Origin of the sequence: Paenibacillus sp. FSL R7-0048 (assembly GCF_038004505.1) — a bacterium.
Taxonomy (GTDB): domain Bacteria; phylum Bacillota; class Bacilli; order Paenibacillales; family Paenibacillaceae; genus Paenibacillus_AQ; species Paenibacillus_AQ odorifer.
Genome location: NZ_JBBORF010000001.1, coordinates 1239835 through 1256798, shown reverse-complemented (window position 1 = coordinate 1256798; position 16964 = coordinate 1239835). Strand labels below are relative to the sequence as shown.

The window sequence follows — 16964 nt, the reverse complement described above, 5'->3', positions numbered from 1 at the left end:
TCCTCCAAATTATACACCTTACACCTTACGACTCCTACCTAAAAACACAACCTGCCCAAGATAAATTTATCCTGAGCAAGGTTGTGTTTTTTATCAGCTTAGGAGGATAAGGGTTTCCCCTCGCCCCTTAGTTCCTGTATTTGTCGCTGCAAATTAACGATTTCCGCCACTAGCGCTGCATTCTCCGCCTCAGAATCCACACTGCTACTCTGAATCAGCTGATTCAGACGCAGCTGCAGGAGGGCAAGGTCATCCTCCCGAGCCTGTTCTATACCAGTAAGCAGACGGGTTCTGTCTTTTTCGAAGTATTCAGCATACGTTCCTTGAAAAAACTTTGGTGCCTGAGACGGCTCTAATATCACCAAGCGATTAGCCACTTTAGAGTGAAGATAACGGTCATGCGAGACCATTACTAACCCGCCGGGATACACCATAAGTGCCTCTTCTACTCGTTCCCTAGTATCAATGTCCAGATAATTAGTGGGTTCATCTAAGACCAATAGATTTGCTTTTCCAAAATACAACTTGAGGAAAGCCACACGGCATTTCTCCCCCAGACTCAAATCCCCAATCCGTTTAAATACATCGTCCCGCGTAAATAAAAAGCAACCCAGAATCGTCCGTGCCTCCGTCTGGGTCATTCCCGGCAGTTCAAGCAAGCTATCCAGAATCGTAGAGTTCATTTCTAAGTTATCTAGCTCTTGTGCAAAATAACCGATTGTCGTCCGTGGATGCAGCCGCACTTCACCTTTTGTAGGCTTATTGATCCCTGCAATCAATTTCAACAGCGTAGACTTTCCAACACCATTAGGACCCAGAATAGACAGTCGGTCTCCCCGGTTTAGCGACAAACTGAAATCCCTAAGAAAAGGCGCACTCCCCTCATAGGCAAACTCTATCTCACGGAGTGTCAGTAAAGAATCTGCCAGAAACTCTTCGCTTTCCAGCTTCATCTTCAGCTTGCCAGTCTCACGGGGCAATTCTACACGGTTCTTATTTAACCGTTCCAGTGCAGCTTCCTTGGCATGGAAACGAGACACATTTTTCTTGGATTTCGAACGCAGAAAATCATTTTGTCCGGCAGCACGATGCGCTTGCTGGAACCATTCTGCATACCGCCTAATGCTCTCCAGCAGCTTCTCCTTTTCTTGCTCCTGCTTTTTATACTGTCCCTCCAATGTTCTCAGCTCTATAGTCTTCTGCTCCCGGTATTGTGTATATCCACCCGAATAACGCCGGCATCCCTCCGGACTAAGCTCCAGCACAGACGTCGCAGTTCGATCAATAAATGTACGATCATGTGATACATAAAACACGGTTCCAGGGTAGGTGCACACCCAATGCTCCAACCACTCCATCGTTTCTCCATCTATGTGATTGGTCGGTTCATCCAGAATCAATAGCTTGGGCTGCCGGGCTAATAATGCTGCTAATTGCACCCGTGTCTTTTGCCCTCCACTAAGTGAGGCGTATGGCAAATCCCAGACTGCATGTTCAAGCTTGAGCTGCTTTAGACTTTTTTCCGCTTTGACCTCCCAGCCATATCCATCAAGCTGCAAGTAACGATCGTACACCTCTGCATATTCAGCCAATTCAGCTTCGTTATCAGCTTTCTGCTCCTGCAGTCTCTGACTGAGGGCTTCCAGCTGGCGTTTTAATTCAGGCAGCTGTGCTGACCCTGAAAGAACGTAGTCCAATGCGGTTACTTCCCCCGGTACCTCAAGCTGTTGATCGAGCACACCCCATTCTTCAGATGGCAAACCATGATAGATACTTCCCTCTTCAAAAGTAAGCCGACCGATCAGCCCCTTAAGCAGTGTGGTTTTGCCAATCCCGTTTCGTCCGAATAAAAGCACGCGCTCTCCCTCTGCTATCTCAAAGGATACCTCCTTAAATAAAGGGATCCCATTCCATTCCTTACGTAAACTCTTCACTTTAATTATAGTCATCTTTCATTCCTCCGATTTCATTGCAAATAAAAAACCGCAGCCAACGGTCTGCGGTCGAATAGCGTATGAAGGGGGAATGTGCCCAGACATGGATAGACTACGGCCGTATTCACCTGCTGGATGCAGAGTAAACCAACACAATAGATAGAACTATCCATATAAAAACATCGTAAGACCCCCGACCGACACACGTATCCCTGACCGTTATCACCCTGCGCGGGTGCTCCGTGACTTGTGCATATGCACTTCACAAACTTTATGGTCTGTTTCAGGAAACGTGTTAGTTATTCATCAGTCGGTGGCCCTCCGTAATTGTCCGTATTTTAGAATAAGTACAGTATATAACAATTTAAATCAGAAATAAAAGGTCAAGAACAATTATAACTTAATCTTTACCACCTGAGTCTGCGCATTCCACTGCACCTGAACAGCAAATAAATCAGGCAGGATACTCAGCGGAATTAGTAATCGGTTATTTTCATTGCGAGACGGTAAAATCGTAATGGATTTCCCATTCACAATAGCCTTATTGGATAATGGCTTATGTGTCACCGTACGATTGCCGATCGTAATTATCAGTGCTCCTGTCCCCGCTTCACTCTGCAAAGTACCACCCAGTAAGGCCACGGATTCTCTCAGCGGAACAAACACACGGGAATTTTCCAATATAAAAGGATCCTTCAGCTTTGTTGTCGTCCCATTGATCTCAAAAGTCCCCGCAAACTTATTACTTCCCACAGAGTACCCGTTTTTAGTTGCAATATTCTCCATAGCCAGTGTGCTCGTTGTAATGATAACTCGAGTATTCTTGGCTACTTTTGGATACAGCCAATGAATATCATCATTATGCATTCGAATACAACCGGCGCTAACATACTTCCCTATCGATGACTCATTATTATTGCCGTGAATCGCATACGTCGTGCCATAGGTACCGTTCACTTCCAGCCCCAGCCAGCGGTCGCCAAGCGGATTGGCCGGATCCCCACCGGGAATTTTCTCTTTGTAGTAGGGTCTGTTTTTTACTTTAACCACCATTTTGAAGCTACCTTCTGGCGTCAGTTCCTTCGACTTCCCTGTGGCAACCGGAAAAGTCTTCACCAGCTTGCCGTCACTGAAATACGCGAGTTTGTTTGTTTTTTTGTTCACGATGATCAGATCTGAGCCAGCAGCTTCCACCCTTCCAACTCCTGTAAAGCAAGCAGCGAACAAAAGTCCAAATACAAGCATCAGTTTAATGTTCCGCTGTAAAAAAGTTTGAAACCGGCCTCCCGAAAAGCATAAATTCATCTTGCTCCACCTCCGTTATATAAAGACGAAATCATTTCAAATATGTTGCGTACCAGCCTGTACCTATTCTTTTCAACTCGTCCACTCCCGCTTGACGCAGAGATTGCAATACTGTAACCAATGAAAGCACGACAAAAAGCCGGCCTTTAGATACGTAAAGATCAGCACGCGCATAAACACATAAGTTGCGGACTCCAGAGACCCTATTTGCAACAAATCCACTGTTTTGAGATGTTATCGGACTCCAGCGCAGTTATTTGCTCAAATACCCTCGAATTCCTTGCTCTTCACGACCAATAACGTCTCTCAGGTCCGAAACTCGCTCCAAAAGGCCTAAAACACGCGAATAGCTGCATCTGAGTCCGTTAGCACAGTTACCTACCACATCTCCACTACAACTCCACCACATCTCCACCACGCTCCTGACGCTCCAGCCCTAAACTAACTGCGCTGCACATTTGCCCGTATCCCATTATCCCGAAGCTCAACTCACCAGCCTCCAAACTAACTACGATTTTACCGTCGAAGATCAGCTAGCGCATAAGCGCATAAGTCGCGGACTCCAGAGACTCTATTTGTAATATTTTCGCCGTTTTGGGATGCTATCGGACTCCAGCGCAGTTATTTGCTCAAAAACCCTCGAATTCCTTGCTCTTCGGGACCAATAAGGTCTCTCGGGTCCGAAACTCGCTCCAAAAACCCTAAAACACGCGAATAGCTGCATCTAAGTCCGTTAGCACAGTTACCTACCACATCTCTACCACATCTCCACCACGCTCCTGACGCTCCTGACGCTCCAGCCCCAAACTAACTGCGCTGCACATTTGCCCGTATCCCATTCTCCCGAAGCTCAACGCACCAGCCCCCAAACTAACTACGATTTACCGTTGAAAAATAGCTAACGCATCAGCGCATAAGTCGCGGACCCCAGAGACCCTATTTGCATCTATTTCGCTGTTTTGAGATGCTATCGGACTCCAGCGCAGTTATTTGCTCAAAAACCCTCGAATTCCTTGCTCTTCGGGACCAATAAGGTCTCTCGGGTCCGAAACTCGCTCCAAAAACCCTAAAACACGCGAATAGCTGCATCTAAGTCCTTTGGCAAACCAGTTAGTTTCAGGTTGGTTTCTAGTTTGTTTCCAGTACATTTCTGGTTAGTTTCTAGTTCGTTTCTTATTAGCTACTACTCGTCCCTACCTCCTCCCTATCTCTTTGTCAGCTCGTTTCTACTCCCTTCCGTTCTTCCTTCCGCTCTTCCGCTCTTCCGCTCTTCCGTTCTCCCGTTCTCCCGTTCTCCCGTTCTCCCGTTCTCCCGTTCTCCCGTTCTCCCGCTCTCCCGTTCTCCTGTTCTCCCGTTCTCCCGCTCTCCCTACATCCCCATTACACGCAAAAAAAAGCCTTGATTCTCTAAATAGAGAATCAAGGCTTTCTAATTCGACCTTACACCCACCACATACCCTGAGGCTGGTCATGAATAAGAATGGATTGCAAATTGGTTACTGCACGTTGGAAGCCTTCGTCAACCGTCATAAGAGGGTCTTCATGCTCGATGCTCACCACGTAATCATAACCGTAAGTGCGCAGCGCGCTCATGATATCTGACCACTCAGATATGCTGTGACCGCAACCAACGGAGCGGAAGGTCCATGCGCGGGTCTGCACATCGCCATAAGGTTGCATATCGGTCAGACCATACATATTGATGTTGTCCTGATCCAAGTAAGTATCCTTGGCATGGAAATGGTGAATCGCGCCAGCTTTACCGAGAATCTTAATGGCACCTACAGGATCAATACCTTGCCACCACAGATGGCTCGGATCCAGATTAGCTCCGATAGCATCGCAGGTTGCTTCTCTAAGCTTCAAAATCGTATAAGGGGTATGGCACAGAAAGCCGCCATGCAGCTCGATACCGATCTTAACGCCATGCTCCTCGGCCAGCTTGCCGATTTCCTTCCAGTAAGGGATCAGCTTATGTTCCCACTGCCAGGTTTTGATGTCGCTGTACACGGTAGGCCAAGGTGTGACTGGCCAGTTCGGTGCTTTTGCCTCATCGCTGTCCCCAGCCGTTCCCGAAAAAGTGTTCACGACCTTAACACCCATGAGTGAAGCCAGCTTGATCGATTTACGGAGAATTTCATCCCCGGCGCGGGCTTCTTCTTTATCTGGTGAAATCGGGTTATTATGGCAACTGAAGGCACTGATCATAATGCCACGCTTCGTGAACTTTTCCAAATATTCTTGACGTGCTGACTCGCTCGCAAGCAGCTCATCTGTCGGACAGTGAGCATTACCGGGATTACCGCCCGAGCCGATCTCTACCGCATTCAAACCTGCGGCGGCGATTTTATCTAGCATCTCGTCAAGACTCAAGCTTCCAAATACAGGATCAAATACGCCTAATTTCATTTATACGACCACCTTTTCTTTGATAGGCTCTAAGGCTTCAGAATGTCCGTAAACCGGATAGTCACGTTTCGTTGGTGCACACCAGTTCACGCCATTGATGATAACTTTTTGAATATCCTTGTTGTAATAGGTTGGATAAGATTCATGACCAGGCTGGAAATAAAAGATCTTCCCGCTGCCTCTACGGTAGGTCGATCCGCTTGGGAAGACGTTGCCGCCTTCGAACCAGCCGACAAATACAAGACTCTCTGGTGCTGGCACATCAAAATGCGCACCGTACATTTCCTCTTGCTCCAAGTCGATGTATTCACCAATGCCCTCAGCAATCGGGTGACTTGGATCCATGACCCACAGACGCTCCTTCTCCTCAGCTTCACGCCATTTCAGATCGCAGCTGGTGCCCATTAATTTAATAAAGATTTTGGACATATGGCCCGAATGAAGCACTACAAGTCCCATACCTTGCAGCACTCGCGCATGTACACGATTTACAATCTCATCACTTACTTCATGATGGGCGATATGTCCCCACCAGATCAGTACATCCGTGTTATCCAATACCTCTTGCGTCAGTCCGTGCTCTGGTTCATCCAGCGTAGCTGTCTGAGTGTCCAGTCCTGCCTCTTGAAGAAAACTTGCCAGTTGTCCATGAATACCTTGCGGATAGACCTTAAGAATTCTTTCTTCCTGACGTTCATGACGGAATTCATTCCATACGGTTACTCTTGTCACTTGAGACACGCTCCTAGTTCATATTTATCTATGACCATCGAATTTGCTTGATTATTCAAAAAACACAGGCATTCCAGTTTCAGAGGATTTATAAATAGCCTCCAAGATGCGAGTCACAACCAACGCCTGCTCCGGCTTCACTACAGGCTCGGTGTCATTTACAATGCTGTCAATCCACTGAGCTGCCTCTATCACCGCAGGATCATCTCCTGCACCATCATAAAAGTCGACGCCACCGGCATCCAGACCGATATGCTTTTCAAAGGTTTTACCGTAGGCTTCTCCGTTAATGCGCAGACCCTTCTCCATATCTGCTCCGCCTTCAGTCCCACAAAGTACCGTTTTGGCCTCACCGACATCGAGTGTATTCAGTGCCCAGCTTGCTTCTAAGACGATGGTAGCCCCATTCTCCATAGTGATGAATCCAATGGCGGAATCCTCCACTGTAAACTTCTCAGGATCCCACGAGCCCCAAGCATTTGCAGCATTTTTACGACCGGACAGCTTATGATAAGCGTTGCCCACGACATATTTAGGTTTGTAATTATCCATCATCCACAGGGTCAAATCGAGCGCATGGGTGCCGATATCAATCAACGGACCGCCGCCTTGCGCTTCTTCATCCAAAAACACACCCCAAGTTGGGACAGCGCGACGACGGATAGCCTTAGCTCTGGCGTAATAGATCTCACCAAGCTCATTATTCTCACATACCGCATGCAGATAAGCTGAATCTGGTCTGAAACGGTTCTGATAACCGATGGTCAGCTTTTTCCCAGTTCGCTCTGAGGCCTCGATCATCGCTTGTGCTTCTGCCGTGGTTTTAGCCATCGGCTTCTCACACATTACGTGTTTGCCTGCTTCCATAGCCGCAATGGAAATCTCCGCATGGGAAATGTTCGGCGTACATACATGAATCACATCTATACTTGCATCGTTAAGAAGCTCTTTATAATCTGTGTAAACTACGGACTGCTCATCTCCAAACTCCGCTTTTGCCTTCTCGGCACGTTCAGCGACGATATCACAAAAAGCAACCATTCGCGCACCTTCTACTTTTTTTAACGCTGGCATGTGCTTGCCGTTCGCAATACCTCCGCAGCCGATAATTCCTACTGTTAAAGTCATTCTGGTCTAACCTCCACTTATTCCTGTTTTGATATCTCTATCATACAAATCTGAGGAAGGGCTTTCTTCCTGTAATCTTGCTGTATTATTCCCGAATATTGTCTTGTGGTATTTCAGCGGGGATATCCCCGTTGCTTCCTTGAAAAAATGATGGAAGGTCTTCACGCTGCCAAACCCGGCTGCTTCCGCCACGGCAGACATCGGCAGATCTTCATTGATCAAGATCCATTTGGCTTTGTTAAGCCGGTATTCGTTTAAGAACGCGATAAAGGTCATGCCCGTGTTTTTCTTGAACAATTTGGTAAAATAATAAGGACTAAAACCCATATAATTAGCTACCTCATTCAGCGAAATAGCCTCCTGATAATGCTGCTCCACATAAATAAAAATCCGCTCTAGTCTCTCCAGTGTTTCTCTGGATTGATTCAGTGTATCTTCTGAGAACTTAGGCTGTTTATTGATCGGACTTTTCGGTACCTCACGTAAAATAACGGTCAGCAGTTCAAATAATCTAGCCTTGATTAGAAAAACATACCCTTCTCTTCGCTGTACATCTTCCTCGTAAATACTCTCAATCAGCCCTTTGACCTTCGCGGCAGTTGCCACGGGCCATCTAGAACTGGAATACTCCATAAGCGTAAAGACCTCACGAAGTGAGTAGTCATTACCGTTCAAAGCGGCTACTTCTTGAAACAAATTCAGGTCAAATTGAATCACTACCCGTTCACTCTCAGGGGAAGAGAGAAAATAATGCACATCCCCACCATTGATAAACTGAACCTCGCCCTGTTCCATGTGAATAGGGGTATCATTAATTCCCAGATTCAGGCTTCCTTTGGTAACATAGATAATTTCAATTTCTTTATGCCAATGCGGATAACACAACGTATCACCATTGCAAAGTAAACTGCGGTAAGGAAAGTGCTTATCCACATCCGGAATCTCGAGATAAATATTCATAAATACAACTCCTTATCCGAGTAAATCATTAAAACCAGGGCTTGCATGTCATATTTAAAAGTTTTACGTAAGCGTTTACTCTCTAAATGTTAGACCTCCAATATTCTTTTGTCAATTACATGTACAAATGATCTGTACAATCAAGTTATCACCTAAAACTAAACTGTGCTCTCTCCATTATTTTAAGTAATTTTTTGGTATATGTATCGCTTTCATTCTATTAAAAGAACTCTTGGTTTTACGTAGCTTTGATCATTTTTTTATATTTAAGTAGAGTTGACAAAAATACCTATCAGGATTTATATTCAGGGTAAGCGTTTACGTTGTTCGTTGAATATAAATTCATTATTCACTACGTAAGCGTTTAATTCAAGGATAACCGTAGTTTAAGGAGCTCATAAGAATGAACCCAACGATTAAAGATGTTGCACAGAAAGCGAACGTTTCCATTGCCACGGTCTCTCGCGTGCTAAACAATTTAAGTGGGTATTCGGACAAAACGAAACAAAAGGTAAATGAGGCGATCAAAGAAATTGGTTATCAACCTAACGCGATTGCTCGTGGCCTAATCAATAAGCGTACGCAGACTATAGGTGTAATGTTTCCAAGTGTTTCCGGAGCTTTCTCCTCCAATCTGCTTAAAGGCATTGAGGAATTGGCCAATGACCGAAATTACAGTGTGATGGTTTGTAATACCGATCAGGATGGTAAGCGAACGCTGAAGTATTTGCAGTTGCTCAGAGAGAAGCAAGTCGATGGCATTATTTTTTCAAGTGAAGTCTTGAAGAAAGAATATTACGATGTGCTAGAAACCATGAAAATCCCAGTTGTGCTGGTCTCTTCCCAAACGGAATTTGCCAGTGTACCTTACGTAAAAGTAGATGATTACCAAGCTGCCTATGATGCTATCCTTTACTTAATTTCTAAAGGTCACAGAAAAATAGCCATGATCAGCGGAGATCAAAACGATATTATTGCGGGTGCACCCAGAGCTGAGGGATATCGTAAAGCACTTGAGGCAAATGGCATACCTTTTGACAGCCGTTATCTAACTTTTGGAGACTTTCATTATGAAAGTGGGAGTATTGCAATGGAAGCTCTCTTGGATCAAGCTCCTGATCTCACTGCCGTCTTTGCCGCTAGTGACGAAATGGCGATTGGCGCCCTTTCCACTGTCATCAAATATGGTTTAAGCGTTCCTGAAGATATCTCTATTATGGGGTACGATGATCTCGGAATGGCTAAAATGGTTATTCCGCCGTTAACTACAGTTCGTCAGCCACTGTACGATATTGGTAAGATCGCTGTGGAAAAACTGATCCAAATGATTGAAACGGGCGAGACTGTGAATAGCAGAATCGTCGACCACTTAATTGTGGAAAGACAAACGGTAAGAACACTTACCTAAGTCTTTTGTCAATATAACGTAAACGTTTACTCTTTATCTTAATGTATATCCTCCGCCTATAAGTAGCAGAATATCTTTTAAGTATATGTTCAGAGTAAACGTTTACCCTTCTCTTCATCATCAGAATAACAAATTATTAGGAGGAATTATCATGAAAAAAACAATCAAACCTGTAGTGGTTAGCCTAGTGGCTATGTCCGTGCTTAGCGCCTGTGGCAATAACGCGGCTGACAACAGCACAAATAGCAGTGGGAATTCCTCCGGTGAAAAGGTAAAAGTCGAATTCTTCCAAGGTAAGTCTGAAGCCAAAGCCACCTTCGACAAGCTAGTCGCGAAATTTAATGAAGCCAATCCGAACATCGTAGTCACTCAAGTGAACCCGCCGGATGCTGAAACTGTGCTGAAGACTCGTGCGGCTAAAAAAGACATTCCTGATGTCGTGGGTATGGGTGCCACCGACACCTACAAAACTTTATCCGCAAGCGGTCTGTTTGAAGACTTCACTTCTGATCCGCTAGCTAAGAATATTCAACCTGCCTATGTCCAAATGATGAAAGACCTGACGGGTACAGACACGTTGAATGCTCTTCCATTCTCCTCCAATGCAAGTGGGGTCATATACAATAAAGCGATGTTCGCTGAAGCGGGCGTTACCGTACCAACAACCTGGGATGAGTTCATGGCTGTCGCTCAAAAGTTCAAAGATAGCGGTAAGAATGCTTTCTATCTGACTTTTAAGGATGCTTGGACAACACTTACACCTTTCAATTCCCTCTCAACGATCATTAAAGGTAATGATTTCTTCAAGGAGCGTACAGCAGGCACTGTAACCTTCGCAGACAGCTTTAACGAGGTTGCCGAAAAACTGCTTAAGCTGACGGAATACGGACAGAAAGATATCTTTGGAAAGAATTACAATGACGGCAACACAGCATTCGCTAAAGGCGAATCAGCAATGTACCTGCAAGGCGTATGGGCGATTCCAGAAATCGTGAAAGCCAATCCATCCATTGAACTTGGCGTATTCCCGTTCCCAGCGACAAATGATGCTGCCGATGCTAAGGTCATTTCTGGCGTAGACACATTACTGACTATTTCCAAGAACACTAAACATAAAGAAGAAGCCAAGAAATTCATTGACTTCCTACTTCAACCTGAGAATGTCACCCTATACATCAACGAACAAAAAGCATTCCCAGCAGTACAAGGTGTAACACAGGATGATCCAACGATGGACGGATTCAAAGCATCTTTTGAAGCAGGTAAACTCGCTGACTTTGCTGACCACTACATTCCAAGTGCAATGAAAGTTGAAACCATCAACCAAGCCTTCTTACAAAAGAAAGATATTAATGCTTACCTAAAACAGCTTGATACAGAATGGGATAAAGTAGCTGACCGGAAATAACCAGATCAGACAAACATGAACCGCGAAAGAGAACGGGGCTTCCCCTCTTCTCTTTCGCTTTTACAATGAGGAGGATTACATGATGGCCAAACGCCGAGTCGCCTTTTATCTGATGACTATACCGGCATTACTTCTTTTCTTTGCCTTTCATACCTTTCCTGCACTGCAGGGTATATATTATTCGTTCACAAACTGGGACGGCTTTAGTGACAGCTTTGATTACGTAGGATTTAAGAACTTCGTCAACATTTTTCAAGACGAAAATGTGTTGAATTCATATGTGTTCACTTTTAAATATGCCATCCTGACCACTATTCTTATCAACATCATCAGCTTGTTGATTGCGTTAGGACTAAATGCGAAAATTAAAGCCAAAAACTTTTTCCGCGGGGTATATTTCCTTCCTAATATCCTTAGCGTATTGATTGTCGGTTTTATTTTTAACTACTTGTTCGCTAATGTATTCCCTATTTGGGGTGCGAAACTCGGCAGTGAATTTTTATCACAGAACATTCTCGGTAACTCGGACTGGGCTTGGATCGGTATCGTCATTGTAGCCGTTTGGCAGGGGATTGCTTATAACACGATTCTCTATCTGGCGGGTCTGCAGACCATTCCTCATGATCTTTACGAAGCTTCCAATCTGGACGGCGCTAGCCGCTGGAGAGAATTCTGGAGCATTACTTTTCCAATGCTTGCTTCCTTCTTCACGATCAATATGGTACTCGCGATGAAGGGCGGCCTGATGGTATTCGACCAAATCGTTGCTTTGACAGGTGGGGGACCAGGACGTTCAACTCAATCCATTGCCCACTTAATCTACACAGGCGGCTTCCAAGGCGGAGAATTTGCCTACCAATCGGCGAACGCCGTGATTTATTTTATCGTGATCGTCGTTATCTCCGCCCTTCAGCTTAAATTTCTGCAGAAACGGGAGATGGACTTATGATCAAAAAATCAACCAACTGGCCTGTAACGACGCTTATCGCCCTAGGCTCACTGCTGATTCTTTTTCCGCTTTACATGACTATTGCCATCGCGCTCAAGAATCCCGAAGAAATGGCTCAATCTATCTTTTCGCTGCCGACTGGCCTGCATTTTGAGAACTTCGCCAATGCGATTAAGGCAACGAATTTCTTCAATGCTTTAGGAAATAGCACCATTATTACTATTACGACTGTTGTGTTCATATTGCTTACCAACTCCATGGTAGCCTATGCTATTGCACGTAATATGAAGCGGAAATTTTTCAAAGTGCTTTACTTCTATTTTATCAGTGCTATGTTTATCCCTTTCCAGATTATTATGCTGCCTGTGGTCAAAGTGACAACGGATCTGCACATGAACAATATTGTAGGGATTATTATTCTATACGTTGTTTATGGTCTGGCCTTTAACGTTTTTGTATACACCGGCTATATCCGCTCCATTCCGTATGAATTGGAAGAAGCGGCTACAGTAGATGGCGCATCGACCTTCGGAACGTTCTGGAAGATTATTTTCCCACTCCTCGCTCCTGTCAGTGCAACAATCGGTATCCTGTCTTGTTTATCGACTTGGAATGACTTTATGCTACCGCTGGTTCTGCTCGGAGATCAAGATTCCTACACGCTTCCGCTTGTACAATATGTCTTCCAGGGCCAGTTCAGCACGGATTTTAACTTAGCATTTGCTTCATATCTGCTCGCATTAACCCCGATGCTCATCGTCTATTTGTTCGCGCAAAAATGGATTATCAGCGGACTAACATCTGGATCCATTAAATAACTAAGATTTATATAGAGAGATAGGAGAGTTATACATGGATAAGAAATGGTGGAAAGAAAGCGTAGTGTATCAAATTTACCCCCGCAGCTTCAAAGACAGTAACGGGGATGGCATTGGTGATCTGCAAGGGATTATCTCGAAACTCGATTATCTAAATCATCTTGGTGTCGACGTAGTCTGGTTGTGCCCAGTGTACCAGTCGCCTAATGACGATAACGGTTATGATATCAGTAATTATCAAAGTATTATGGATGATTTCGGAACGCTCTCCGATTGGGAGGAACTGCTAGCTGGACTTCACAGCCGCGGCATGAAGCTGATTATGGACCTTGTGGTCAACCATTCCTCAGATGAACATGCCTGGTTCGTGGAGTCCCGCAAATCGCAGGATAATCCTTATCGTGATTATTATATCTGGCGTCCTGGTAAGGACGGACAGCCGCCTAACGACTGGGGCTCCTTCTTCAGCGGATCGGCTTGGGAATTGGATGAGAAATCGGAAGAATATTACCTCCATCTCTTCTCCAGAAAACAACCAGACCTGAATTGGGACAATCCAAAACTGCGCCAGGAAATCTATGATATGATGACCTGGTGGCTGGATAAAGGAATTGACGGATTCCGCATGGACGTGATCAACCTGATCTCCAAAGTACCGGAATTACCTAGCGTTTCTACGGAAAGTAACGTAGAACAGCCTACTTACCACTTCGGTGGAGACTATTTCGTTAACGGTCCCCGCGTACATGAATATATGCAGGAAATGAACCGTGAGGTGCTATCCAAGTACGATATCATGACAGTGGGCGAAGCTGTTAATGTTACTCCAGAAGAAGCTTCACTGTATGTTTCCGAGGATCGAAACGAGCTGAACATGGTATTCCATTTCGAGCTCATGGATGTCGATTCCGGTGCTGGAGGTAAATGGAATGTACAGCCTTGGAAACTGGCGGACATTAAGTCCATTATTTCCAAGTGGCAAGTTGCACTGGACGGTAAGGGTTGGAACAGCTTGTATATGAACAACCATGATCAGCCGCGTATGTTATCCCGCTTTGGGGATGATAAGCTGTTCCCGAAAGAGTCTGGAAAAATGCTGGCAACACTGCTTCACACACTCCAAGGTACACCTTACATCTATCAAGGTGAAGAAATCGGCATGACAAATGTACAATTTGCTTCCATCGATGACTACAAGGATATTGAAATTCTAAATATGTATAAGGAATACTTGGCTGCCGGTCACTCGGAAGAAAAAATCATGAATTCCATTTACATCAAAGGTCGGGACAATGGCCGTACGCCGATGCAATGGAACTCGGAACCGCAGGCAGGCTTCACCACCGGCACACCGTGGCTGGCTGTGAACCCTAACTACGAAGATATTAATGTGGAGCAGGCTCTGGCAGATCCCGATTCTATTTTCCACTACTATAAGAAGCTAATTGAGCTGCGTAAGCAGCATGAGATTATCGTATACGGAAGTTATACAATTCTGGCTGAGGAGAATGAACAGGTATATGCTTATCTGCGTACTCTTGGAGAAGAACAGCTACTGGTTGTATTGAATTTCTTCGGAGAGCCCGCGACCTTCGAACTTCCTTCTACTGTGAAATTCCAAGCGAAGGAATTGCTTATTGCCAACTACGAAGTAAATCCAGAAGAAGAACTAAACACAATTCAGCTTCGTCCTTATGAAGCTCGTGTGTATAAGCTTAATTAAGTCCCCCCTTGCATGAAAAAACAAAAAGGAGCCTCCGGGCTCCTTTCTGCTTTTTCATAAACACTTTTGAGTTATAGACTTACATTTTAAACCGTTCCTTTTACCGGATTGACCTGTACCTGTCCCGCGTTCAATTTCTCAATAATCGCCAGTAAGAAGGTTTCGGCTAGGCTGTTCTTTTTAATCGCTCTGGCGGCTTCTTCCAAGGTAAACCATTCAGCATGATCAACCTCAGTACTCACCTGGCTCAAGTCCTCCGAATCTGCAACACCTATAAAATTCAGCATTAGCGTATTGGATGGTGCGAAGTACAAGCTGCGCATATATTCATAAGCGACAATATCAAGTCCTACCTCTTCTTTTACCTCACGTACGAGAGTCGTTTCCGCATCTTCACCTTTGTTCACGTATCCTGCGAGTAATATATAGTCTGGCCGATTATATTGCTGAATTAATAAAATCTTGTTTTTCTCCCTGTTTAATACTGCTGTACTAATCGCCGTGCTGAAAATAGGGAATCGGAACATTTCACACGCATTGCAATAAGGTACCTGCCCTTCCCCTTCACTTTCTTTCATTACTAACTCTGTCCCACATTCCAGGCAATACTTCAAACTGATCGCTTCCTTCTATTCTAAGTTAGCCTAATTCTACTCCAATTGAGGAGGAATCCGGTGATACGTAGCTTGTTCAAACCCGTATGCTAAGGCTATGAGCGTAGGCTCGCTATAAGCTTTTCCGGAAAAAACAACACCAAAAGGTCCCTTGGTCGAATCCCCATCCGCATCAATAATGCCTTGAGATACATATCCCGCCGGAACGGTAACTAATGGATAACCTAAGCGTGCCGCAATATACATGCCATCTACATCACCAGGCAGCAATAAGGCGTCTAAACCATATTGTTCCAACACATAATCTATTCCTTGCTCAAGTGCTAATTCCTTGTATTCTTGTTTCTTCTCTTGATAGGCTTCTTCAGTTAAAGTTACTTCTTCTGATCTTGTCAGGGTGTCTTGCCCATATTGCAAGGCAATCTCAGCATGTCTTACATTATAGGCTATCAATTCTTGCAAAGAGTGAATCGGAACGGAATCATCTACTTGTGCTAAATACTGGTTGAGCCCTTTTTTAAATTCATAACAAATCACATCATTATTCCAATTCTGTTGTTCAACATGTACTGTGACAGGATCTATAAGGGTAGCCCCTTCATTCTTTAAGGTCAAGATAGCTGCTTCCATAATTGCAAGCCTCTCAGCGTCTAAATGCTTATAATAATGCCGTGGAATACCTATTCTTGCTTGTCGTATAAAGCTTTTATCTAAACTTGAAGTATAGTCTGTATAAGCGTATTTTTCGCTTGAAAATGTTGCTGAATCGTTGTCATCCACTCCGGTTAACGCCCCTAAAATAATTGCCGCATCTGTAACCGTTCTAGCTATAGGCCCAGGGGTATCCTGGCTTACTGAAATGGGAATGACTCCAGAACGGCTCACTAATCCCACCGTAGGTTTGATTCCGACAAGAGCATGTTGGCTGGCTGGACCGACAATAGATCCTGCGGTTTCCGTTCCGATCGCTGCTGCTGCCAGATTCGCTGCTACGGCTGCCGCAGGCCCAGAGCTGGAACCACTGACAAATACCGTCCCAGGTCCATACGGATTCAGTACAAGCCCTCCCCGCGAGCTATATCCCGCAGGCATTGTACTAGACATAAAATTAGACCACTCCGACATATTCGCCTTCCCAAGTAAAATAGCCCCCGCCAATCGAAGCTTGGCCGCTACAAATGAATCTTTTGCCGCAATTGATCCAGCTAAAGCTACAGAACCGGCACTCGTATGCATCTTATCCGCGGTGTCTATATTATCCTTCAATAAAATAGGAATACCGTGCAGGCTCCCGCGGCTCCCTTTTTCTGCTCGTTCTTTATCGAGTGCTCGCGCGATTTGTATAACCTCTGGATTTATTTCTAAAATAGAGTTTATGTCTATATCGTATTTATGGATCCGCTCCAAATATACTTGAACTATATCCTCTGAGGTAATTAAACCTGCTTCCAGAGCCTCTTGCATTTTAATTATATCCGTCTCAATAATCCATTCCTGAAGTTTATTCTTCATACGAATAACTCCTTCCAAAAAAATAAAATTGCCTCTAGTATAAACCTACCACAAAATTTCACCT

General features: G+C 44.7%; 13 protein-coding genes. 5 read left to right on the top strand and 8 right to left on the bottom strand.

Annotated features, from left to right (window positions below):
- Positions 1–98: 98 nt before the first annotated feature.
- From abc-f to NSQ91_RS05340, 6 genes are all read right to left on the bottom strand, one after another.
- Complete coding sequence (gene abc-f / locus NSQ91_RS05365) at positions 99–1949, bottom strand: ribosomal protection-like ABC-F family protein (RefSeq protein WP_076129556.1); 1851 nt, start codon at positions 1947–1949, stop codon at positions 99–101.
- Positions 1950–2327: 378 nt separating this feature from the next.
- On the bottom strand, positions 2328–3239 hold the full coding sequence (locus NSQ91_RS05360; RefSeq protein WP_076129557.1) for a L,D-transpeptidase family protein: 912 nt from the start codon (positions 3237–3239) through the stop codon (positions 2328–2330).
- A 1440-nt stretch (positions 3240–4679) separates the two neighbouring features.
- Complete coding sequence (locus NSQ91_RS05355) at positions 4680–5648, bottom strand: sugar phosphate isomerase/epimerase family protein (protein WP_036680409.1); 969 nt, start codon at positions 5646–5648, stop codon at positions 4680–4682.
- Positions 5649–6380: a ThuA domain-containing protein gene (locus NSQ91_RS05350; RefSeq protein WP_076186759.1), complete on the bottom strand. Its 732-nt coding sequence runs from the start codon at positions 6378–6380 to the stop codon at positions 5649–5651.
- Between the two features lie 51 nt (positions 6381–6431).
- The gene (locus NSQ91_RS05345; RefSeq protein ID WP_340916757.1) at positions 6432–7508 is read right to left on the bottom strand and encodes a Gfo/Idh/MocA family protein; all 1077 of its coding nucleotides are present in this window, start codon (positions 7506–7508) and stop codon (positions 6432–6434) included.
- Positions 7509–7514: 6 nt separating this feature from the next.
- A complete protein-coding gene (locus tag NSQ91_RS05340; RefSeq protein WP_076129560.1) occupies positions 7515–8468 on the bottom strand; it encodes an AraC family transcriptional regulator in 954 nt (317 codons plus the stop codon).
- A gap of 403 nt (positions 8469–8871) precedes the next feature.
- On the opposite strand from NSQ91_RS05340, the gene NSQ91_RS05335 reads away from it, so the two are divergent.
- The 5 genes from NSQ91_RS05335 (at position 8872) to NSQ91_RS05315 (ending at position 14774) form a co-directional block, all read left to right on the top strand.
- Positions 8872–9876, top strand: a complete 1005-nt coding sequence (locus tag NSQ91_RS05335; protein WP_076186767.1) for a LacI family DNA-binding transcriptional regulator — start codon at positions 8872–8874, stop codon at positions 9874–9876.
- Between the two features lie 151 nt (positions 9877–10027).
- The gene (locus NSQ91_RS05330) at positions 10028–11284 is read left to right on the top strand and encodes an ABC transporter substrate-binding protein (protein WP_076186769.1); all 1257 of its coding nucleotides are present in this window, start codon (positions 10028–10030) and stop codon (positions 11282–11284) included.
- Between the two features lie 82 nt (positions 11285–11366).
- Positions 11367–12233 carry a carbohydrate ABC transporter permease gene (locus tag NSQ91_RS05325; RefSeq protein ID WP_076186771.1) on the top strand — a complete coding sequence of 289 codons (867 nt, stop codon included), beginning with the start codon at positions 11367–11369 and terminating at the stop codon, positions 12231–12233.
- Positions 12230–13051, top strand: coding sequence for a carbohydrate ABC transporter permease (locus NSQ91_RS05320; protein WP_175617388.1), 822 nt, complete (start codon positions 12230–12232; stop codon positions 13049–13051). Before NSQ91_RS05325 ends, NSQ91_RS05320 begins: the two co-directional genes overlap by 4 nt.
- Before the next feature lie 34 nt (positions 13052–13085).
- Positions 13086–14774 (top strand): glycoside hydrolase family 13 protein, encoded by a 1689-nt coding sequence (locus tag NSQ91_RS05315; protein ID WP_076186774.1) that lies wholly within the window; start codon positions 13086–13088, stop codon positions 14772–14774.
- Between the two features lie 86 nt (positions 14775–14860).
- Here the strand turns inward: NSQ91_RS05315 and NSQ91_RS05310 are convergent, their stop codons facing one another.
- Both NSQ91_RS05310 and NSQ91_RS05305 read right to left on the bottom strand, forming a co-directional pair.
- The gene (locus tag NSQ91_RS05310) at positions 14861–15388 is read right to left on the bottom strand and encodes an NAD(+) diphosphatase (RefSeq protein WP_076186776.1); all 528 of its coding nucleotides are present in this window, start codon (positions 15386–15388) and stop codon (positions 14861–14863) included.
- 36 nt (positions 15389–15424) lie between these two features.
- Entirely contained in the window at positions 15425–16900 is a 1476-nt protein-coding gene (locus NSQ91_RS05305) for an amidase family protein (protein ID WP_340916750.1), read from the bottom strand.
- Positions 16901–16964 lie beyond the last annotated feature (64 nt).

Coding starts and splice junctions, on each gene's coding strand:
- NSQ91_RS05305 (WP_340916750.1), bottom strand. CDS start 16,900: ATGAAGAATAAACTTCAGGAATGGATTATTGAGACGGATATAATTAAA.
- NSQ91_RS05315 (WP_076186774.1), top strand. CDS start 13,086: ATGGATAAGAAATGGTGGAAAGAAAGCGTAGTGTATCAAATTTACCCC.
- NSQ91_RS05320 (WP_175617388.1), top strand. CDS start 12,230: ATGATCAAAAAATCAACCAACTGGCCTGTAACGACGCTTATCGCCCTA.
- NSQ91_RS05355 (WP_036680409.1), bottom strand. CDS start 5,648: ATGAAATTAGGCGTATTTGATCCTGTATTTGGAAGCTTGAGTCTTGAC.
- NSQ91_RS05360 (WP_076129557.1), bottom strand. CDS start 3,239: ATGAATTTATGCTTTTCGGGAGGCCGGTTTCAAACTTTTTTACAGCGG.
- abc-f (WP_076129556.1), bottom strand. CDS start 1,949: ATGACTATAATTAAAGTGAAGAGTTTACGTAAGGAATGGAATGGGATC.
- NSQ91_RS05345 (WP_340916757.1), bottom strand. CDS start 7,508: ATGACTTTAACAGTAGGAATTATCGGCTGCGGAGGTATTGCGAACGGC.
- NSQ91_RS05340 (WP_076129560.1), bottom strand. CDS start 8,468: ATGAATATTTATCTCGAGATTCCGGATGTGGATAAGCACTTTCCTTAC.
- NSQ91_RS05330 (WP_076186769.1), top strand. CDS start 10,028: ATGAAAAAAACAATCAAACCTGTAGTGGTTAGCCTAGTGGCTATGTCC.
- NSQ91_RS05325 (WP_076186771.1), top strand. CDS start 11,367: ATGGCCAAACGCCGAGTCGCCTTTTATCTGATGACTATACCGGCATTA.
- NSQ91_RS05335 (WP_076186767.1), top strand. CDS start 8,872: ATGAACCCAACGATTAAAGATGTTGCACAGAAAGCGAACGTTTCCATT.